This window comes from Pseudomonas sp. A0308 (genome assembly GCF_044218815.1).
GTDB classification, from domain to species: domain Bacteria; phylum Pseudomonadota; class Gammaproteobacteria; order Pseudomonadales; family Pseudomonadaceae; genus Aquipseudomonas; species Aquipseudomonas iridis.
Window position 1 is genome coordinate 228,163 of the sequence record NZ_CP162581.1, and the last position, 17,979, is coordinate 246,141.

21 protein-coding genes and 2 pseudogenes are annotated in these 17,979 nt (G+C 52.6%); 13 read left to right on the plus strand and 10 right to left on the minus strand.

Annotation, left to right across the window (positions count from 1 at the left end):
* Positions 1 to 306: 306 nt before the first annotated feature.
* The 3 genes from AB4P92_RS01075 to AB4P92_RS01085 all read right to left on the minus strand — a co-directional run bounded on the left by AB4P92_RS01075 (position 307) and on the right by AB4P92_RS01085 (position 2,148).
* Complete coding sequence (locus AB4P92_RS01075; protein WP_200646007.1) at positions 307 to 1,530, minus strand: zinc-dependent alcohol dehydrogenase; 1,224 nt, start codon at positions 1,528 to 1,530, stop codon at positions 307 to 309.
* A gap of 208 nt (positions 1,531 to 1,738) precedes the next feature.
* Positions 1,739 to 1,921, minus strand: coding sequence for a hypothetical protein (locus AB4P92_RS01080; RefSeq protein WP_200646008.1), 183 nt, complete (start codon positions 1,919 to 1,921; stop codon positions 1,739 to 1,741).
* Positions 1,922 to 1,923: 2 nt separating this feature from the next.
* Positions 1,924 to 2,148 carry a hypothetical protein gene (locus AB4P92_RS01085; protein WP_395599719.1) on the minus strand — a complete coding sequence of 75 codons (225 nt, stop codon included), beginning with the start codon at positions 2,146 to 2,148 and terminating at the stop codon, positions 1,924 to 1,926.
* A gap of 407 nt (positions 2,149 to 2,555) precedes the next feature.
* Here AB4P92_RS01085 and AB4P92_RS01090 point away from each other — a divergent pair, with 407 nt between their 5' ends.
* The 5 genes from AB4P92_RS01090 to AB4P92_RS01110 all read left to right on the plus strand — a co-directional run bounded on the left by AB4P92_RS01090 (position 2,556) and on the right by AB4P92_RS01110 (position 5,142).
* Positions 2,556 to 2,999 carry a DNA methylase gene (locus AB4P92_RS01090; protein WP_200646009.1) on the plus strand — a complete coding sequence of 148 codons (444 nt, stop codon included), beginning with the start codon at positions 2,556 to 2,558 and terminating at the stop codon, positions 2,997 to 2,999.
* A gap of 45 nt (positions 3,000 to 3,044) precedes the next feature.
* Positions 3,045 to 3,875, plus strand: coding sequence for an alpha/beta fold hydrolase (locus tag AB4P92_RS01095; RefSeq protein WP_200646010.1), 831 nt, complete (start codon positions 3,045 to 3,047; stop codon positions 3,873 to 3,875).
* Between the two features lie 148 nt (positions 3,876 to 4,023).
* Complete coding sequence (locus tag AB4P92_RS01100) at positions 4,024 to 4,248, plus strand: DUF2188 domain-containing protein (protein WP_200646011.1); 225 nt, start codon at positions 4,024 to 4,026, stop codon at positions 4,246 to 4,248.
* A gap of 121 nt (positions 4,249 to 4,369) precedes the next feature.
* The gene (locus tag AB4P92_RS01105) at positions 4,370 to 4,903 is read left to right on the plus strand and encodes a hypothetical protein (RefSeq protein ID WP_395598693.1); all 534 of its coding nucleotides are present in this window, start codon (positions 4,370 to 4,372) and stop codon (positions 4,901 to 4,903) included.
* Complete coding sequence (locus AB4P92_RS01110) at positions 4,900 to 5,142, plus strand: hypothetical protein (RefSeq protein WP_200646012.1); 243 nt, start codon at positions 4,900 to 4,902, stop codon at positions 5,140 to 5,142. The genes AB4P92_RS01105 and AB4P92_RS01110 overlap by 4 nt, the downstream gene beginning before the upstream one ends.
* A gap of 362 nt (positions 5,143 to 5,504) precedes the next feature.
* On the opposite strand, the gene AB4P92_RS01115 is transcribed toward AB4P92_RS01110, so the two are convergent.
* On the minus strand, positions 5,505 to 6,281 hold the full coding sequence (locus AB4P92_RS01115; protein WP_200646013.1) for an OBAP family protein: 777 nt from the start codon (positions 6,279 to 6,281) through the stop codon (positions 5,505 to 5,507).
* A gap of 309 nt (positions 6,282 to 6,590) precedes the next feature.
* Here AB4P92_RS01115 and AB4P92_RS01120 point away from each other — a divergent pair, with 309 nt between their 5' ends.
* The 4 genes from AB4P92_RS01120 (at position 6,591) to AB4P92_RS01135 (ending at position 9,417) form a co-directional block, all read left to right on the plus strand.
* Complete coding sequence (locus AB4P92_RS01120) at positions 6,591 to 6,848, plus strand: hypothetical protein (protein WP_200646014.1); 258 nt, start codon at positions 6,591 to 6,593, stop codon at positions 6,846 to 6,848.
* A 65-nt stretch (positions 6,849 to 6,913) separates the two neighbouring features.
* Complete coding sequence (locus tag AB4P92_RS01125) at positions 6,914 to 7,171, plus strand: DUF1652 domain-containing protein (RefSeq protein WP_200646015.1); 258 nt, start codon at positions 6,914 to 6,916, stop codon at positions 7,169 to 7,171.
* A gap of 416 nt (positions 7,172 to 7,587) precedes the next feature.
* The gene (locus tag AB4P92_RS01130) at positions 7,588 to 9,030 is read left to right on the plus strand and encodes an ATPase domain-containing protein (protein WP_093543609.1); all 1,443 of its coding nucleotides are present in this window, start codon (positions 7,588 to 7,590) and stop codon (positions 9,028 to 9,030) included.
* A gap of 24 nt (positions 9,031 to 9,054) precedes the next feature.
* Entirely contained in the window at positions 9,055 to 9,417 is a 363-nt protein-coding gene (locus AB4P92_RS01135; protein ID WP_200646016.1) for a response regulator, read from the plus strand.
* A gap of 109 nt (positions 9,418 to 9,526) precedes the next feature.
* On the opposite strand, the gene AB4P92_RS01140 is transcribed toward AB4P92_RS01135, so the two are convergent.
* Positions 9,527 to 10,651, minus strand: coding sequence for a sensor histidine kinase (locus AB4P92_RS01140; protein WP_200646017.1), 1,125 nt, complete (start codon positions 10,649 to 10,651; stop codon positions 9,527 to 9,529).
* Positions 10,652 to 10,982: 331 nt separating this feature from the next.
* A pseudogene (locus AB4P92_RS01145) lies at positions 10,983 to 11,114 on the minus strand (DUF2256 domain-containing protein).
* 74 nt (positions 11,115 to 11,188) lie between these two features.
* On the opposite strand from AB4P92_RS01145, the pseudogene AB4P92_RS01150 reads away from it, so the two are divergent.
* Both AB4P92_RS01150 and AB4P92_RS01155 read left to right on the plus strand, forming a co-directional pair.
* Positions 11,189 to 11,535: pseudogene (locus AB4P92_RS01150) on the plus strand (transposase).
* Complete coding sequence (locus AB4P92_RS01155) at positions 11,532 to 11,732, plus strand: transposase domain-containing protein (protein WP_395598694.1); 201 nt, start codon at positions 11,532 to 11,534, stop codon at positions 11,730 to 11,732. The pseudogene AB4P92_RS01150 and the gene AB4P92_RS01155 overlap by 4 nt, the downstream one beginning before the upstream one ends.
* Here AB4P92_RS01155 and AB4P92_RS01160 read toward each other — a convergent pair.
* Entirely contained in the window at positions 11,713 to 12,729 is a 1,017-nt protein-coding gene (locus AB4P92_RS01160; protein ID WP_200646018.1) for an NAD(P)-dependent alcohol dehydrogenase, read from the minus strand. The genes AB4P92_RS01155 and AB4P92_RS01160 overlap by 20 nt on opposite strands.
* Positions 12,730 to 12,912: 183 nt before the next feature.
* Between AB4P92_RS01160 and AB4P92_RS01165 the strand changes: the two genes are divergently transcribed.
* Positions 12,913 to 13,812 carry a LysR family transcriptional regulator gene (locus tag AB4P92_RS01165; RefSeq protein WP_200646037.1) on the plus strand — a complete coding sequence of 300 codons (900 nt, stop codon included), beginning with the start codon at positions 12,913 to 12,915 and terminating at the stop codon, positions 13,810 to 13,812.
* A 486-nt stretch (positions 13,813 to 14,298) separates the two neighbouring features.
* On the opposite strand, the gene AB4P92_RS01170 is transcribed toward AB4P92_RS01165, so the two are convergent.
* Positions 14,299 to 14,712: a response regulator gene (locus AB4P92_RS01170; RefSeq protein WP_200646019.1), complete on the minus strand. Its 414-nt coding sequence runs from the start codon at positions 14,710 to 14,712 to the stop codon at positions 14,299 to 14,301.
* Between the two features lie 470 nt (positions 14,713 to 15,182).
* Here AB4P92_RS01170 and AB4P92_RS01175 point away from each other — a divergent pair, with 470 nt between their 5' ends.
* Positions 15,183 to 17,084 (plus strand): potassium transporter Kup, encoded by a 1,902-nt coding sequence (locus AB4P92_RS01175; protein WP_200646020.1) that lies wholly within the window; start codon positions 15,183 to 15,185, stop codon positions 17,082 to 17,084.
* Positions 17,085 to 17,127: 43 nt separating this feature from the next.
* On the opposite strand, the gene AB4P92_RS01180 is transcribed toward AB4P92_RS01175, so the two are convergent.
* Positions 17,128 to 17,256, minus strand: a complete 129-nt coding sequence (locus tag AB4P92_RS01180; RefSeq protein ID WP_267912349.1) for a hypothetical protein — start codon at positions 17,254 to 17,256, stop codon at positions 17,128 to 17,130.
* Between the two features lie 88 nt (positions 17,257 to 17,344).
* Complete coding sequence (locus tag AB4P92_RS01185; RefSeq protein ID WP_200646021.1) at positions 17,345 to 17,974, minus strand: transmembrane anchor protein; 630 nt, start codon at positions 17,972 to 17,974, stop codon at positions 17,345 to 17,347.
* Positions 17,975 to 17,979 lie beyond the last annotated feature (5 nt).

Below are 17,979 nucleotides of genomic sequence, written 5' to 3' on the forward strand. Positions count from 1 at the left end.
AAAGCATAATTTTTGTGCTTCATTTGTATGCTAGACGACACCCACGACAGATGAGTTCAACGCCATGGAGTGATGGTTCCTTGCTTCATGCCGTCTCTAATGATGCGATTGCTGTCACGCAGGGGCCAATGAACCAGCGGAGTAGGGTTCAATCGATGGCGTTAGATTGGTAGAACTCGTCAAGTGTCATGAAACAACATGAGACGGACGTGGAGGCGATGACTTTCACTTTAAACTAACCACAAACGCCAAGACGAGACGCCCGATGAAGTCCCGGGTAGTCTCGTCCTTGATGCTCTATGAGCTCTAGTTAGTCATGGCAGTCGTGCTTGCATCGATCTCCGGTTCAACTACATAATTTGTTCCGGGAGTCAGAATCACCTTTCGGCAATCCTCCTCTTTTTTATCGAAAATCTTATATCCCTCGGCGGCCTGTTCCAGTGACATGCGATGGCTGATGATGACTTCCGGTGAGAGACGACCTGTCTCGATGTGGTCGAGGAGCTCAGGTAGGAAACGATGCACATGGGTCTGACCCATTTTGAAGGTCAGCCCCTTGTCGAAAGCATCACCGAAAAGAAAGCCATGAATGAACCCAGAATAGACGCCTGGTACGCTTACAACGCCTCCGCGTCTGACCGCAGCGATACACTGACGTAAAGCTTTACCGCTGCTTCCCTCAAGCTTGAGTGTCGCGAGAACGGTTTCCGTCGTACTACCTTTTGCTTCAAACCCAACTGCATCCACCACGCCATCAACTCCCCGCATTCCTTTGGTTTGCCGAATGATCGTATCTGCAGGATCGTCGTCCTCATCGAAGTTGATCGGAATTACACCATATGTTTTCTGCGCGTAAGCCAAGCGGTAAGGATGGTGATCGACCATAAAAATTTGGTCGGCACCGAGCATCCTTGCACACGCCGCGCTCAACAATCCGACGGGGCCTGCACCGTAGATGGCGATGCTTGAGCCGTTACCAATCCTTGCGTTCGTTACAGCCTGATAAGCAGTTGGAAGGATGTCTGAAAGGAAAAGAACCTTTTCATCCGACAGCGTCCCCGGCACTTTGAACGGCCCGGTGTTGGCTTTCGGCACGCGCACGTATTCGGCTTGCCCGCCAGGCACACCGCCATACATATGACTGAAGCCGAACAGCGCGGCTCCTGGTGGTATCGCCTTTTTATTTATGATCGCTCCGCGCCCCGTATTTGTTGTTTCGCAGGCCGCAAACAGATCCATCGCGCAGAAGAAACAGCTGCCGCAGGCGATTACAAAGGGAATTACCACGCGGTCGCCTGGCTGTACGGCGGTGACCGCTGAGCCTGCCTCTTCGACGATCCCCATGAACTCATGCCCGAAGATATCGCCATGCTCGACAGTTGGGATCTTTCCTCGATAGAGATGGAGGTCAGATCCGCATATCGCCGTCGCGGTAACTCGAAGAATGATGTCATCACTTTCCTCGATAACCGGATCGGGAACCGTGTCGACTTTGACGCTGTGCGCGCCGTGATAGGTGAGTGCTCTCATAACGTCTTACCTACTTCAGCTGGATGGTAAGTGGGAGAGGAGGATCGAGGAAAGTAAGTTCAGAGTGATATCGACGCAAATGACTAGCGGTCGCCTATGTTGGTACGTTCGTAATTTTTTAAACCTAATGGAGCGGAAGTGGGTCGACTGCAGGAGTCAGTAACTCAGGTCGTCGGAGGTGACGTTAATAATCGGTGTTGTCATAGCCTCAGCGTGGTTCATCGGTTCGCAACGAGCGCACCGGCGCATGATCGCCTTTTGGGGATTTATCACCGGTAATGCGCTTTGGGTGATCTGGGGGCTTCACGCTGATGCCTACGCACTGATCCTCCTTGAGTGCATCCTTTTGGGGATGAATGCGCGTGGCTTTAAGAAGAATTTCGATGGTCACCGTCAATCCTGAGACTGCTCGTTTTCTTTACCCTTCGAATTTTTCTTTAGCCCTCGAAGGTTCATCAGGAATAGACAAACCTGTAATACGATCAATGCATACGCGTCTGCGTCAAGTCCCCAAATCACCCACAACACGTTGCTCACACTGAAGCATACAAACCCAATCATCCGCCTTCCTGGCCGCTGCGATCCGATTAGCCATGCAGCGAGAACGGTAACAACCATCGCGGGCCATTGAATCCAATCCAGATAAGCCAAGTTTTCCTCCGTTACGGTTCAGCAAAGTGAATTTCTATATCGATGCCGCCCTATTCAATCGGGCCCTTGATGGCTGGATGAGGTTTTCGATTTGCCGAGAATGTAGCAAGGATGCAGCTGACCATTTGGGTGGGTTGTGACGACCACAGAAATCAATGACCAGCCTTCGCGAAGCTTAAGGTTTGCATCGTGGGCTGATAGCGATTCCATGACTTGAACTGTCTCGGATATGTGCATTTCGTCTATCTCAAATCCTAGGGGTCAAACATTAGGCGTCGCACAAGAGGAAGGGTTCCTTTATTGGTGCCTCGCTCAGTTGGATCATTCGCGCTAGCGCCGGGTCTACATTGAGACATTATTTGAAGGTTGATCAAGTGAGCAAAATCATCAGCGCACATGACTTACAAATTGACCTTCAAAGTGCGAACGAACCCGGTTTGTTCAAATGGCTGATCGCCAGTTTCCTGATGGGCAAAAGAATCCAGGGGTCGATTGCCGCCAAGGCGTACCAGGTGATCGTCGTGAAACACCATCGGGATACGCCGCACAAATTGGCGAGTTGCACTCACCGCCAGTTGGTCATGATGCTTGGTGAGGCTCACTACGTCCGTTACGACGAGACCACCGCGTCGCGGTTATTGGCATTGGCTAACAAGATGAATGCTGAATATCACGGCAAGGTCAGCAACATCGTCGCGGCAAGCGCAGATCGTAAGGCCTTCGAAAAGCGGCTATCTGAATTTGAAGGGATTGGGCCGAAAACCATTGAGATTTTTATGAGGGAAGCAGCTGCATTGCTCTTCAGACCCTCCTGCTAACTCTCATCTACACTGCCTCCCAGTTGCGTGCAGCATGGAGAAATCATGGCAAACCACAGGCTAACCACGCAGGGCTTGCAGTTGAACGTTTCGATCTGCGGTCAGGGCTCGCCGCTGCTTTTGCTCAATGGTCTGGGTGGCTTGATTCGTACCTTCGATTCGCTGCGCGATGAACTGGACAACTTCATGACCATCACGCTGGACGTGCCAGGGGTCGGCAAGTCGCAAATGCCCCGTTGGCCCATTCGCCTGCCACGCCATGCCGACGTGATTGCAGAGATGCTCCAGCAATTGGGAATCGACCAGGTCGATGTGTTCGGGGTGAGCTGGGGAGGTGCATTGGCTCAAGAATTCGCTCTTCGTCACCCGAGCATGGTACGCAGGCTGATCCTCGCGGCAACCTCTCCCGGCCCAGTGCTGTTGATGAAGCCTGCTGACGTTATGGATTTTTTCCGTACGAGTAAAAACGCCAAAATGCGCGAGCAAGATAGCTCCCGCAATTCAATTCACACATTGCTGCGGTTCGGTGTGATGAAAGGCATGCTCTCTGTTAATCCGCAAACCTACTATTTCCAGCTCGCAGCCTTGATCGGATGGACAAGCCTGCTTCGGTTGTCCCGGCTTCCTCAACGCACGCTGATTCTTACCGGCGACCGCGATCCGTTAATACAGGCATACAACGCCCATATCCTGCGCCGCACAATTCGACGTTCAGAACTTCGCCTTCTGAAGGGAGAGGGGCACTTCTTTGTGGTGACCAGCGCTAGCCGAACTGCCGTCTTGATCCGTGAATTTCTTAGCCGGCGGTATGAGGATGAAGAGATGGCACCGAGGTTCGCAAACCGAAACGCCAAGGCTAGCCTGGAGCGCACCTAGGTCAATTAATCCGCTCGTTAACGTCGTTGTGGGGGGCGCACACGCAGTCGTAGGCAGCATTAGTTTCTTCGCCAATCCTTTCAAACTCTCCAGTTCGACGATGGTCAACCTTACTAGCTGTTGTCGATTAATCATGTCGAGGTGATCCATGGATAACTACCACATCACGAAAAAAGAAAACGCTTGGGAGCTTGTCAAAGAGGGCGCGCAACGTGCTTCCAAGACGGCCCCTACGAAAGCGGAAATCACTGAAATAGCCAGCGAATTTCTGCAAGGTAAAACAGCCTCTCTGAAAATCCACAAAGAGGATGGGACGATTCAAGAGGAACGTACCTTTCCTCGTGCCGCCGACCCTAGGAAAACAAAAGGCTGATTCGAATCCAAATTAATGGGCGGCTGCGAAGAAGACTTTCGATCCTTATCAAAGAAGTCAGTTTTACCAGAAGTTCGCTTTCCGATCCCGCCCGCGCATGTCTAACCATAGGGACTCTTCAATGGTAATTGCATGTCTAGGATGGGGATCCCTGATTTGGAAACCTGGAGCATTACCGCTCGCAAGCAAATGGTTTTTGGATGGGCCCGATTTGCCCATCGAATTCGCGCGAGTCGGTGATGGTGGAGAGCTCGCGACGGCGATCTGCGCGAATGCGCATCCTTGCACCGTTCTCTGGGCAGTGTTGCATGTAGAAAACCTTGAAGAGGCATGCGAGGCCTTGCGTGTCCGAGAGCAAATTCCAGAGGACAGGGAGGATGGAATCGGTGTTTTTACCACCAGTAGCTCCCCAGTGGGAGTAATCGCCGAATGGGCACTCCTTCACCAATTGGACGCAGTCATTTGGACTGCACTGCCGCCCAAATTCGAAGACATTGAAGGTTTGATCCCAACTGTTGATGACGCCGTTTCATATCTTGCTGGTTTGAGTGCAGATGCGCAGGAGCACGCGCGGGACTACATTAGGCGGGTGCCGGCTCAGATCGATACGTCCTATCGAAGGGAGATCAATTCAAGGCTTGGGTGGCATCAATGAGTGCACAAAGCCAAGCTCAAATCGGCGCCATCTTTGATCAGCTGTTGGCTCTGCGAGAGAGCGTCAACCTTCTTCAGCAGATGGAGGATGAAAGAGTAGGTGCGCTTCGTGGCCACCAGACCGTGGATGTGGACGGCGCTTTCCTGTTGGTTTTTCAGAAGCTTCAAGACAACATCGCCGATATGGAGGAGGCTTTGGCCACCATTGCGGAAGCCACAGGCGATGCACCGAAGTTCTAGCAAATGGTCATTGAGGCAAAATTACATGCCATAACGATCTTCCCTGACCAACCTAGCTTCATAAACCTATTGCGAGCTTAGCCGAATCTCCATTTTCTGCGGCCTACCTAACCCTGGAATGTTGGGTTCTCCCAGATTAAGGATCGCGAGCAATCTCTATCTTTGTTCCAAGGGTGGCAACCACTCAGCTAGCTATAAATCCCGTAAGCGCGTGGCAGTGGTCGCCATGGCCATCTCGTTGAACGTACACGGACGCAGCGCCAGAGCTGCCCCATCTATCACCCTAGACGGAACCTGTGATTGGTTTTTCTGGCAGTGCTGACTCGCGAAAAGTCCAAAGGCTAGCCAGTCAGCTTGATGATTCAGTGCCGCTGCTCATTGCCAGTCGGATCTTCGATTTGAAAGCCCTTTCCATTACGCCAAGCATCAGCACCTGGGTCTATAGGAGGGACAGGGATGGCTGCACGGGCGTTCTTTTTCCGAGAGCTATCGACGTCAAATCTTTTATCCCGGTCGCTTACCAGTTGCTGGTTGATCTGGCCATCAGCTGTGAATCCCATCATCAGTTGCGGTACGCCTAGCGGTAGGTCTTTGTTGAGGTCGGTGTGCCACGTATGCCAAGTCTTGCCATAGGTATGGATGAGCTTTTCCATAAGCGCATGTTCTGCAACGTCCGGAATGCCGGGAGCAATCAGTTGGCCCGACTTCACTTCATGAACATGGCTGTGCCAAAGCGCTTTTTCAGCGTTCGGCAATTTAGCAAATAGCTGCTCATCGATGATGTATTCCACCCCCATGAGCTTCGCATCCTTGCGATTTCCATCATAGATCACGCACTGGATCACCTGCTCATTGAGAATGGAGCAATAGTGATGAGCCTCCATTTGAGCGTCGGGATGACCACTGTAAAAATGGAAACCATCCAGGTAGGCATTGAGTTCATCGATGGGCGGGCGCGATTGAAGTAGAGCGGCACCGGTATCCAGTGCGCGCGTAGTGGCTGTCTTTTCCTCACCCGGTGCAACGACATAGGACGGTGTGGTGTTAACGGCGCACGCAGTCAGCAAGCCGAGGCCGGTCAGAATCAAAGATGGTCTGAGGGCGGTGAAAAATTTTCGCTGGCTATTACCTCTATTCATTGCGCTGATCTTCCGTCCCTTTAGCTTCCAGGCGTCGATAACAAACGACGATTGCCTTGGTTACCGATGCCCATATACCTAGATAGAAAGCTCTTAAGGGCTTGCGTTCAAATCAATTGTCACTGCGGCCCCTTTTGGCGTGAGCCTCGCCCTGCTTGATCTTAAAGAGAAGGGACTGGTGTAGGTCTAGCTTCGACACCATGAGTCCTCGAGGGAAGCAATATGGAGATCGACTACCGCACGTCGTGTAAAGGGAAACCCTCAATGCGTACGGGCATCCATTGTTCATATCACTGTGGAGATTTGATCATGAACGACGACCCGAAGGTGCAGGCCTTTTCCACTTGGCATGAGTTGCTTGTGAATCCGGAAGCCCGAATGGGTGCGCAGGATCAATACGACGAATTACTGCGCTTAGCTGACAATTTTCGAGAAAAGGGAATCATCGGTACGGAAGAGAGGAAAATTTTAATACAGGTGGCCACGTTGGCTTATACGCGTTCTGTGGAAGATCTGAGTCGCGGAGATTTGTCGCCGGCTTCGGGACAACCTTCGAAACGAATTTAGATTTATAAGTTTTATTCTCATCTCAAATCGCTATGAGCGTAAGGATTAATGTAGAGGGATTTCACATGCTTTCACACTTAGAACTAAGACACATTATTGAGACAGCATTCCTGCCTGCCAAATGCATTTGCTCCATATTCGCGGACAATCGCATGACTGTTCAGTTGCTCGACGCCAGTACAGAAAGGGAACAGCTTACGGTCGTCGGTTTAGATTCAACCAAGCTGGTCAACAGCCAAGCAATCGCAACCTTGGTGGCCGAGTTGAAAGAGGAGGCCAGAATCAGGCGCACGGCCCACTGCAAAGCGTACACGCGAGTCTAATTCAGGTTGCAAAGTAGCAGCGGTGTGTCGCGCAGGATTCAATTCGCAGCGCAGATCTGCGCGTTCGCGGGATCGTATGATTCCACAGCGGCTATGCACGGGCGCGATGGTGTACCGCCCTGGGAGGCTACTGAATGATGTCCAAGGCTAGCATTCCCGGCGCTTTCTTCTCCCCCCTAGCGGCTCAAAATATCCAGCGGTTGTACTCTACTGAAGAGACCGTGATGGCGGATGTGGATCCGTTTGCCCATTGCGTCGATCAACGGTTTCGTTGTCCCCAGTATCAATGGAATTCACGTATCAGAAAGTATTTCTCCTCTCATCTAGGGTCTGAAAGTGAGATGGCTCCCACGTGAAAATGGAGTTAGCATTCACATATTCGGCTTCAACAGCCTGTTTCAGATCAGGGTCGCAATGTGGAAACGCTAAATCGCCTTCAAAGCGGAATCGAAGGACTGGATGCTCTGCTCAAGGGAGGTCTGGTCTCAGGCTCTTCCTATATTATTCAGGGTCGTCCGGGGTCTGGTAAAACCATCTTGGCCAATCAACTGGGGTTCCATCATGCCCGAAATGGTGGCCGAGTTTTGGTCGCTACATTGCTTGCCGAGTCCCATGATCGCCTTTTCCAATTTCTTTCGACATTGAGCTTTTTCGATGCGTCCATGGTGGGGGCTGAAATCCAGTTTGTCAGCGCTTTCGACACCCTGGAGAATGAGGGGCTCGATGAAGTCGTAAAGTTGCTGCGACGGGAGATCAGCCGCCAGAAAGCTACCGTGATGGTGGTGGATGGATTGCTCAATGCGCGCTCCAAAGCCGACTCCCCCATCGACACCAAGAAATTTATCTCCGAGCTTCAAGGCCATGCCGCATTCGCCGGCTGTACTGTGTTGTTCCTGACCAGTTCCCGGCTAGACGACGGCAGCCCTGAGCACACGATGGTCGACGGCGTCATTGAAATGGGCGAAGAGCTGTATGGCACCCGCTCCGTGCGCCGTATCCAACTTCGCAAGACTCGCGGTAGCGGGGCCCTGACCGGGCTTCATGAGTGTGAGATCAACGACCACGGCTTGGTGGTCTATCCACGCTTGGAGACCCTTTACAGTCGCCCTTCGTCAAATGACAGCGCCGATATGACGCGCATCGCCAGTGGTGTTGCCTCATTGGACATCATTCTCGGCGGCGGATTGTACAGTTCCAGCGTGACGCTACTCATGGGGCCCTCCGGAATCGGCAAAACAACCTTGGGCCTTAAGTTTCTAAGCGAGTCGACCGTTGATGCCCCTGGACTTCATTTCGGCTTCTATGAAAGCCCAGAGCGTTTGCGCCTAAAGGGTCAATCGCTTGGGATCGACATCAAAGGAATGGAACGGAGCGGTGCGCTGAGTATTGCTTGGCAACCCACCACCGAAGGCCTGCTGGATGGCTTGGGCGCACGGCTGTTAAGTTTGGTTGAGGAAAAAGGCATCAAGCGTTTGTTCATCGATAGCCTAAGCGGGATGACGCGGGTTTCGACGAACCCTGCGCGAATCACCGACTTCTACAGTGCTTTGATGAACGAGTTGCGATCCAGGGGGGTAACGGTGTTGGCCTCATGGGAGATGCGAGATTTATTCGGCTCCGAGGTCAGCGCTCCGAACTCCGATCTGTCCAGCATCGTTGATAACCTCATACTCATGCGCTTCTTCGAGAATTACTCTGAACTAAGCAGAACAATTTCAATTCTTAAAGTACGAGATAGCTCTTATGACCCCTCGCGATTCGAGGTCGTCATCCGTGACCAAGACGTTGACCTGAAAAAGGCTTCAAGAAATGAACCGCCAGTTTCTAATCATTCAGCGCTGCCTGGTTCTACATCCTAAGTCTTGGATTCGGGTTGAATTGACATGACCACCATCTTGGTCGTCGACGACGAGTATTTGATCGCAGATATTCTTGGCTATGCGCTGGAGGACGAGGGCTTCATGGTCGTGAAAGCCAGCAATGGGCAGATAGGGCTTGAGGTACTGGAGCGCGAGCGACCATCACTGATCATTACGGACTTCATGATGCCCGTCATGGATGGTCTCGAGTTCGCCACAGCCGTGCGTGCCTTACCATCCGTAAGTCACCTGCCGATTATCTTGATGAGCGGCGCACAAGCACACATCGGCATGCAGAGGTCTGACTTGTTCAATGCCGTACTGGCCAAGCCATTCAAGATTGATTTGATGATCGCTGAAGTCAGGAGCCTTTTGGCCCCTGCTTGATTATCAACCCTTAACGGTGTCGATAATCCCGGTTGTGACCAAAGCTATCGATAGACAGCAAAGCAAATAATTTAGATTACTCGTCGGGCATAATTCTGAACGTTGGTCATCAGCCAAGGGGCAATACGACGCGGAAAAGCGTTCCTTTCTCCAGCGTCGATTCGACCTCAATGGTTCCTCCATGGCCTTCTACAATCTGAGCCGCGATGAACAGCCCCAAGCCGAGCCCTGAAGATACTCCTTTATCATTATTGGAATGTCGGGAATAGCGACCCTCCGGATCGAAAAGCGTGGATAGCACACTGGAGGGAATCGGTTCACCATAATTTTGCACGCTAAAAAACGTACTGGTGCTTTCAACGCCTAATGAGACATTGATGGGCTGCTGTGAATCGCCATGGCGCACGGCGTTACCAATGAGATTTGAGAAGGCTTGAGCGATGCGCTGGGGGTCGTAATGGCCCTTTAGCGGGCCTGGCTTGTTGAAAAGGATTTTCGCGCTGGGATGGGCAATTGAGAGTTCATCGACGACAGATTTACAAATGGACGCGAGATCAGCCTTTTCCGGTCGTACAGGGATGCCGGTACCAAGGTTGCAGCGTGCCAGGTCGAGCAGGTCGTTCACCATCTGGTTGGCGTTTTGGGCACTGAGGGAAATCTGGGAAATTAATCTTTTCCCATGGCTACCCAATTCTTCACTCTGCCTCAGCAGATCGGCGCCCAGTGTCACAGCGCCTAATGGAGTGCGCAGATCGTGGCCCAATACGCCTAGGACTGTCTTTCGCGTTTTCTCTGCCGCTATACCATAGGCGGTGACTGCCTCTACCAGCGCTTGATCTACAGCCTCGTTGAAGTGAATCATGTCCTCAACTTGATGGTCTTCACCCGCGTACCCCCGAGCCAGCCAAAGTCTAAGTACACTCGAACGGAGGGCGCGATATTCGGAGACCATCTGATCAAGCGTGAAACCCGCTATAAGGCGAGTCTGCGCGTGAGCTTGGGCTGCGGTGACATCCTCAGGAGTGGCCTCCAGCTTTTGGGATTCGACACCCCGTGGCAGCGGAGAATGCGTCCTCCGCATATCACTCGCTACATTCCTCAAAATGTACTCTGCATGATCCCTCAATCCACGCGAGTCCATCGGCGGCATCGCTGTATCTACGGATCTGGCAAATTGCTCCCAGGCTTGCAGAATAAGCTCAAGATTTTTGAGGATAAAATCTGAAAGTCGCATATTCATCCTTTGAGGAGCTTTTGTAATCCAAGGTAGCAGCTTGAAAATATTGGCACACTGAATCAGATCAGCGGGTCTTCTTTGAGGCGATTACGCCGACTAGGGGGGCAGCTCTTTCGTAGCCTGCAAGCTGGACGGCACTAACCAGCGCTCCTCGTCATTTCATTTCGGAAGAATACCTACCGGGAATACAGGGGGAAATAATGGCAAAAAGCCGTAACGGCTTTACTATGTTCTTTATAACGAATGATTTGCCGTTTGAGGGTATGGGTTTGAACCTCTCGTAATAGTGTCCTAGGTAATATCGGCCCCTTTAAGGATTTTTGTTTGTTCAGCTTTTGCTTCGCCGGCAGAGCTCCGAGCAGTAGCGAACCTCCTCCCAGCAGCGTGCCCATTTCTTTCCCTACATAAAGGGAAGACCGCAGGTCGCGCAGATTTTTACTGGGCGTTCCCTCTTATTCACGATGACTCCCTTTCGTCCAAGCTTGTGGCCACGCCCGGCGCAAGTTCTTGGAGCTACACGCCACCAGCAGGCGCATGCTCGCTGAAAAAGTCCTGCGCTACATACAGCTACCATTCGAAATCGAACGCGAAGCCCGCGACCTGAAGCCGGATCTACGGCGCCAAATACACCAGGAAAAAACCGTCCCCGTCATGGAGAGGCCGCACACTTGGATGATCGCCAGCGAGAGCTCGTACCGGAATGTTCGGCCATCCGCAGAACGCTTGATTACAGACTAAAACGCTGGGCAGCACTGTCGCGCTACCTCGATGACGGGGCTGTATCTATTGATAATAATTGGGCAGAGAGCCAGATCCGGCCATGGGCTATGGTACGAATGCAGGGTCGTTACGCAGCGGCAAATGGGCGGCTACTATCATGAGCTTGATCAAGTCTGCACGGCTTAGCGAGATTGATCCGAGTGATTATTTGAAGGGCGTGCTCACTCGCCTGCCGTCGCAGCGGGCGAGTGAGACTACCGATCTGCTGCCACACAATTGGTGTGGCCATCTAACCGCGTATATTCAATGCGGAAATTTGCGGCGTAACGCCAAGATGCTTAATCCTGCGCGACTTTGATTACTACCTTACCAAAGGCGCCTTTGGCCAAATGTTCGTACGCTTCGCGTGCTTGATCGAATGGATACACGTGGTCGATTACCGGACGAATCTTGTGCTCATTCAAGAATTCGTTCATTCGGTCAAATGACGAGCGTGGAGCAACAGCTATGCCGCGAATCGTTGTTTGTCGGAAAATCATAGGCATCAGGTTCAGGGCAGAGGTTTGGCCTGTCAGAAAGCCGATCTGTGCGATACGTCCACCTACCTTTGTTGCAGCAATCGATTGATTGATGCCGTCACCGCCTGCCACATCCAGCAGGAGATCTACTCCCTTACCGTCAGTGAGCTTCAGCACTTCCTCTGCCCACTCAGGGGTGGTGCGATAATTCACACCAGCAACAGCGCCCAGTTTTTTTACAGCGTCCAGATTGGCATCACGGCTGGAGGTGACGATAACCTTGGCCCCCAGAGCTGTGGCTATTTGTGCCGCAAAAACAGAAACACCTCCAGATCCTTGAACCAAAACGGTTTGGCCGGCCTCGATCTGGCCATAATCGACGAGCGCATACCATGCCGTCAGAGCAGCAATTGGAAGGGTCGCTGCTTCCTCATCCGACATGTCGTCGGGGGCACGTACCGCGCTGTCTTCATGGATGATCATGTATTCAGCAAGACCACCAGGCAATGGTGAGCCGAAGCAGTAGTTGGGTTCATCTGGCCCGGGCATGCCGTCCAACCAGCGCGAGTAGAGGTGTGAGTTGACCCGATCTCCAATAGCGAAGCGGCTGACACCATCACCAACTGCCACGACAGTCCCTGCCGCATCGCTGACGGGGATCAGCGGCTTGGGCACCATGTGAGGTTCGTAGATACCGTCAACGATGGCCTTGTCCCGGAAATTCAGTGATACGGCGCCTACTTTAACCAGCAGCTCACCAGCTTGGGGCACGGGGGTTTCCGTTTCGCCCTGTACCAAATTCTCTAAGCCAAAATCTTTCAGAAGCCACGCTTTCATTGTCTTTCTCCAGCAATTTTGAAGTGCTTAGGAGGAAAAGCTCCCCCCTGTACGCTGAAGTCATTGTTCCGCTTTGCCACTTCTGGATAAATGTGCAGAAACCAACAGGATTGTTATCCTGGCAAGCAACAATCATCGCAGTCACATGCATTTCGGGGGAGAGTTATGGAGCTTCTACAGGCGATGCAGGTATTCGCTAAGCTAGCGGAGCTAGAGAGCTTCACGAAAGTCGCGGAAGCATTGCAGGCAGGACGCCCGCACGTCACGCGCACCATTCAGGATCTGGAAGCTTCGCTGGGTGTCCGTCTCTTCCAACGCACTACTCGCAAGGTAAAACTGACTGCTGAGGGCGAGCGGTTTTACGAACGCGTCAAAGAGATTTTGGCAACCATCGCAGAAACCACTTCCATGTTCGACCGCAGTGGATCGACGTTGCGAGGACGGCTTCGAATTGATATCCCCACTGCATTTTCCCAGCACAGCTTCATGGAAAGCCTTAGGAGATTTACCGAGGCATTCCCCGAAATCGAGCTTGCGCTAGGCGTGACCGACCGTATGGTAGATCTCGTAGCCGAGGGCATCGACTGTGTAGTGCGAATTGGTGACCTCCCAGATTCAAGTATGGTGGCCAGAGAAATTGGCACCGCCATCATGGTGACCTGTGCGTCCCCAAGTTATCTCCAAGCGTTCGCGGCACCTACAACACTGCAAGGTCTAATAAACCATCGGTGTGTCAGCTTCCTTTCCGGTCAAAGCAACAGGCCGCTCCCTTGGCACTTCTCGGTGGACGGCGAGGATCATCCTCACACCCCCCGTGGCGGTATCACTGTGAATGAGTCAAATGCCTACGTTCAATGTGGTGTTGCCGGCTTCGGCATTATTCAAGCTCCGGGGATTACCGTTGAGACCTTCCTCGCAAGTGGAGAACTGGTTGAGGTGCTCAGTGAGCATCGCCCAAAGCCGCGCTTGGTCTCCGTGCTTTATCCAAGCAGGACGCATCTTGCTCCTCAGGTCGACGCATTTGTGGCTTGGCTGAAGGAACATTTCCCTGTGCTACACCCCAGTTGGTTCACAGCGCACTAACCTTCGCTCGTATGCTGGCTCCACACCAAACTTAGCCAGGCAAGATATGTCCTGCAGACGCTTACGTGAGATGACCTTGAGCCGTGCCAAATTCCGCCGAGAGGGTTTCTTGCACACTATGCAGCCTCCAATATGTAGCCCAAAATGAGCTCATAGGAATAGCGGTTCGTAGTACCGAGCCAGTCCTACCGCCGAAGTGACATCATGTTCAATCTCGATGAATTCCGATTCAATTCTCACCACCTTCTAGTGGCTCTCGATGGGGCGACAAATCACCTAATGATGCTGGTGGTGGCGAAGGAAGTCTCAGGCGCCCGTTGGGACGAAGCAGTGATTTGCCACAAAGGCGCATATGACGCTTGGACTAGGTTGCTTTCTACAGTCCGACCTTGCATTGAGCCTTGACGGTCGCCCGTCTGACAGCCCTGTTCTAGATTTGGATTACCTACCATGGCGTCCAGATAGGAAAAGTCTTAAACCTAGCCTTCATGACGTCTTAAGACGCGGATCGCCTGGCCGGAGCAGTTTTGCGACAGCCATCATCAGCTCGGTCATAGACCAAGGCTTACCCAGGTAAATTGTTGAAGATGGAACCATCGACGGATCCAGCGCGTAGCCGGATGTAAGAATTGTGGCTGTCGTGGGCCATTTCTCCTTAATGATTTTTATGAAATCTGCACCTTGAAGTTCACCAGGCAGCCCTTGATCTGCAATCACCAGAGGGCAGCTATCGGACGTGCTCAGCAGGTGGGTTAAGGCCTCATCTGCAGTGCTGAAATCCAACGTGCGCATACCGACCTCCGATAAAATATCGACAGTCAGCAAGCGAATTGATGGGTCGTCCTCAACTACGATTACCAACCCTTCTATCGGGGGAAGTTTTTCCCAATCTTCGTGCATAAGATCGTTCCTGTATCCGATCTATTTTTCTAAAAGTTTTGTGTAGCGGCCTAAAGTGTAGGCCTTTTCGATGGAACTGATTCGGTCGGAACGGGAATAAATTGAGTGTCGGCTTCAAGCAGTGAGGTACGTGCGCCACCCCACCGTAGGAAGATAAAGATGACTGTCGAGCAATCGCCCGAGTAATTGAGGGCGGTAAATCAAAGGTGCTCAACCGGTCAATCGGAGCTCCTCCGCCAATCGCTTATAGCTCTGCCTTCTGACTAGATTCGGCTTGACTCACACCCAGAATGTCGAGAAAAACCAGCCTGAGTTTTTACGATTTCTTTACGGTAGATTTTTTTGCTCACCACGATACTGGCCGCGATTTTTTATATCGTCCATGCGCCTAGCTTTGCAGTTGGCCCTGGAAAAACGTATTGCCCAAGGATGGCATGCAGTTACTCCCCGCTAATTGAGAGGGCGCCACCTTGAGTGAGACCGCGACCGCTACACACGTAGACTCCCCATCCAAAGCATCAGGGGTGGGCTTGCTCGTCGCTGCTGTAGGTGTGGTTTACGGAGACATTGGCACGAGCCCCCTCTACACGTTGAAAGAGGTCTTTTCCGGGCATTACGGGGTTCAGGTGAATCACGATGGCGTGCTAGGCATTCTGTCGTTGATCTTTTGGTCACTGATCTGGGTAGTCTCGATCAAGTACGTATTGTTCATTTTGCGTGCCGACAACCAGGGCGAAGGCGGCATCATGGCTTTGACTGCGTTAGCCCGCCGCGCAGCTGCACCTTACCCACACATGAGCAAGATACTGGTTCTACTCGGTCTGTTCGGTGCTGCACTTTGTTACGGTGACAGCATGATCACCCCAGCTATTTCGGTGCTCTCTGCAGTCGAAGGATTACAGTTAGCATTTGACGGAATAGAGCACTGGGTGGTGCCGATATCAGTGATCGTGCTCGTTGCGCTGTTCTTGATACAGAAACATGGCACAGCCCGAATCGGCATTCTGTTTGGCCCGGTCATGGTGTTGTGGTTTGTGGTGTTGGGTGCCCTCGGCATCCACGGCATTTTGCAGCGGCCCGAGGTGCTGCAAGCGCTAAACCCTGTTTGGGCGGTGCAGTTCTTTGTTGCTCATCCTGGCATGGGTGTAGCGATTTTAGGCGCGGTCGTGTTGGCATTGACCGGTGCTGAAGCACTGTATGCCGACATGGGGCATTTTGGCCGCAAGCCGATTTCTCGGGCATGGTTCATGTTGGTGTTGCCGGGGCTGGCACTTAATTATTTTGGTCAAGGCGCCTTGATCCTGGAAAACCCAGAGGCTGTGCGCAACCCGTTCTATTTACTTGCGCCGAGCTGGGCACTGCTGCCGATGGTCGCGCTTTCCACACTGGCTACGATCATCGCTTCTCAAGCCGTCATCTCCGGTGCGTTTTCCCTGACGCGCCAAGCCATCCAGCTAGGGTACGTCCCTCGGATGTTCATCCAGCACACCTCCAGCCAAGAGCAGGGGCAGATTTATATAGGCACGGTCAACTGGGCGTTAATGGTCGGTGTAGTGCTGCTGGTGATTGGCTTCGAGTCATCCAGTGCCTTGGCTGCCGCCTACGGGGTTGCAGTGACGGGCACCATGCTGATCACGACCATCTTGTCCTCGGCTGTAGTGCTTCTCCTCTGGAAAACACCGCGATGGCTGGCCATCCCATTGCTGCTGGGCTTTCTGCTAGTAGACGGTCTGTATTTCGCGGCCAACGCGCCAAAGATTTTTCAGGGTGGTGCGTTCCCCGTGATAGCCGGCATCGGCCTGTTCATCTTAATGACCACTTGGAAGCGAGGGCGGAAGATTATCGTCGAGCGCTTGGACGAGACCGCACTTCCTCTGCCGTTGTTCATCAGCAGCATCCGTTCGCAGCCACCGCATCGCGTGCAGGGTACGGCAGTGTTTTTGACGGCCAGATCTGATGCTGTCCCTCATGCGCTCTTGCACAACCTTCTGCATAACCAGGTTCTGCACGAGCAGGTGGTTTTGCTCACGGTGGTCTCTGAAGACAGCCCGCGTGTGGCAGCTGATCGGCGCTTCGAGGTCGAGGCTTACGGTGAGGGATTTTTCCGAGTTAGCCTGCACTTTGGCTTTATCGAGGAACCTGACGTACCCGCAGCCTTGAGTCTTTGTCACTTGGGTGAGCTGGACTTCAGTCCGATGCGTACAACCTACTTCCTTAGCCGCGAGACGGTTATCCCGACCAAGCGTATAGGGATGGCTCGTTGGCGAGAGGGCTTGTTCGCTTTTCTGCTGAAGAACGCCAACAGCAACCTTAGATACTTCAACTTGCCGCTGAACCGAGTGATCGAACTGGGTACGCAGGTTGAGATGTAGACACAAACAAGGCCGCAACTGCGGCCTTGTTCTATTCAGGGTGTCACTCGTGAGAGTGTCCGTGTTCAGCGGACTCGGAGGTTTCTCCTTTCTCACCACCGCCGCATGCCGTCATCAGGCCGAAGAAGCAGATCAGGAGCATCGAGCGAAACAGAGTGGTTGGGGTTTTCATGGAGGGACTCTTCATAATTTGGAAATAAATGGTCTGGTGCTGGCTGAACGCTGGATTTCGGCAGCAGGACAGCCATCGCTGTTCTGAATTACTGTTTGACGCTCAAGTAATCGCCGTTGGTTTTAAGTGCAATGGTCACGTCATTGCTGCTGCGATTACGCCAAAACCAACCATGGGTGCCATCAAAAATGGCGGTAAATTCACCCTTGTCACTTTTGACCTGCTTGCGCTTGCTGTAGCTATGGAAGTAACCCTTTTCACCGTTGTAGGGTTCGCCATGGGTATCGAAGTTCACAGGCCCGCCAACCGCAGTCCATTCGTAGCTAACAGACTTGCCCTTCAAGACTTCGAGCTTTATTTCCGTCCCTTCACCTGGCTTGAGAGTGACGCTCATTTGATTAGTCTTCAAAGCAGACGTGTGTGTGGGCGCCGGCTGAGCAACAGGTTTCGCAACAGGCTGGACTTGCGCAACCTGCGGAGCAGCAGCTTGCGGTGGCGCGGCATCCGCCAAAGCTTCCTGAGCAAGGATGATCTTCAATTCGCCCATTTGGGTCAGTCCCAGTGCTCGGCCCACACCCGTTGGATCGACGGCATATTCCGAAGGCATAACCACTGTCACCAGCAGGCCGACCGCAGTCAGCAGGGCAATAACAGTGGAGCGCACCAGTTTGCGAGTGCTTGGTAATTCATTAACAGTTGGAAGCGGAGTATTGAACATGGTCA

Bases quoted from the DNA above. Each gene is read 5' to 3' on its own strand.
- AB4P92_RS01075 (WP_200646007.1), bottom strand. From the start codon at position 1,530: ATGAGAGCACTCACCTATCACGGCGCGCACAGCGTCAAAGTCGACACG.
- AB4P92_RS01085 (WP_395599719.1), bottom strand. From the start codon at position 2,148: ATGGTTGTTACCGTTCTCGCTGCATGGCTAATCGGATCGCAGCGGCCA.
- AB4P92_RS01095 (WP_200646010.1), top strand. From the start codon at position 3,045: ATGGCAAACCACAGGCTAACCACGCAGGGCTTGCAGTTGAACGTTTCG.
- AB4P92_RS01100 (WP_200646011.1), top strand. From the start codon at position 4,024: ATGGATAACTACCACATCACGAAAAAAGAAAACGCTTGGGAGCTTGTC.
- AB4P92_RS01105 (WP_395598693.1), top strand. From the start codon at position 4,370: ATGGTAATTGCATGTCTAGGATGGGGATCCCTGATTTGGAAACCTGGA.
- AB4P92_RS01110 (WP_200646012.1), top strand. From the start codon at position 4,900: ATGAGTGCACAAAGCCAAGCTCAAATCGGCGCCATCTTTGATCAGCTG.
- AB4P92_RS01115 (WP_200646013.1), bottom strand. From the start codon at position 6,281: ATGAATAGAGGTAATAGCCAGCGAAAATTTTTCACCGCCCTCAGACCA.
- AB4P92_RS01120 (WP_200646014.1), top strand. From the start codon at position 6,591: ATGAACGACGACCCGAAGGTGCAGGCCTTTTCCACTTGGCATGAGTTG.
- AB4P92_RS01125 (WP_200646015.1), top strand. From the start codon at position 6,914: ATGCTTTCACACTTAGAACTAAGACACATTATTGAGACAGCATTCCTG.
- AB4P92_RS01135 (WP_200646016.1), top strand. From the start codon at position 9,055: ATGACCACCATCTTGGTCGTCGACGACGAGTATTTGATCGCAGATATT.
- AB4P92_RS01140 (WP_200646017.1), bottom strand. From the start codon at position 10,651: ATGCGACTTTCAGATTTTATCCTCAAAAATCTTGAGCTTATTCTGCAA.
- AB4P92_RS01155 (WP_395598694.1), top strand. From the start codon at position 11,532: ATGAGCTTGATCAAGTCTGCACGGCTTAGCGAGATTGATCCGAGTGAT.
- AB4P92_RS01160 (WP_200646018.1), bottom strand. From the start codon at position 12,729: ATGAAAGCGTGGCTTCTGAAAGATTTTGGCTTAGAGAATTTGGTACAG.
- AB4P92_RS01165 (WP_200646037.1), top strand. From the start codon at position 12,913: ATGCAGGTATTCGCTAAGCTAGCGGAGCTAGAGAGCTTCACGAAAGTC.
- AB4P92_RS01170 (WP_200646019.1), bottom strand. From the start codon at position 14,712: ATGCACGAAGATTGGGAAAAACTTCCCCCGATAGAAGGGTTGGTAATC.
- AB4P92_RS01180 (WP_267912349.1), bottom strand. From the start codon at position 17,256: ATGAAAACCCCAACCACTCTGTTTCGCTCGATGCTCCTGATCTGCTTC.
- AB4P92_RS01185 (WP_200646021.1), bottom strand. From the start codon at position 17,974: ATGTTCAATACTCCGCTTCCAACTGTTAATGAATTACCAAGCACTCGC.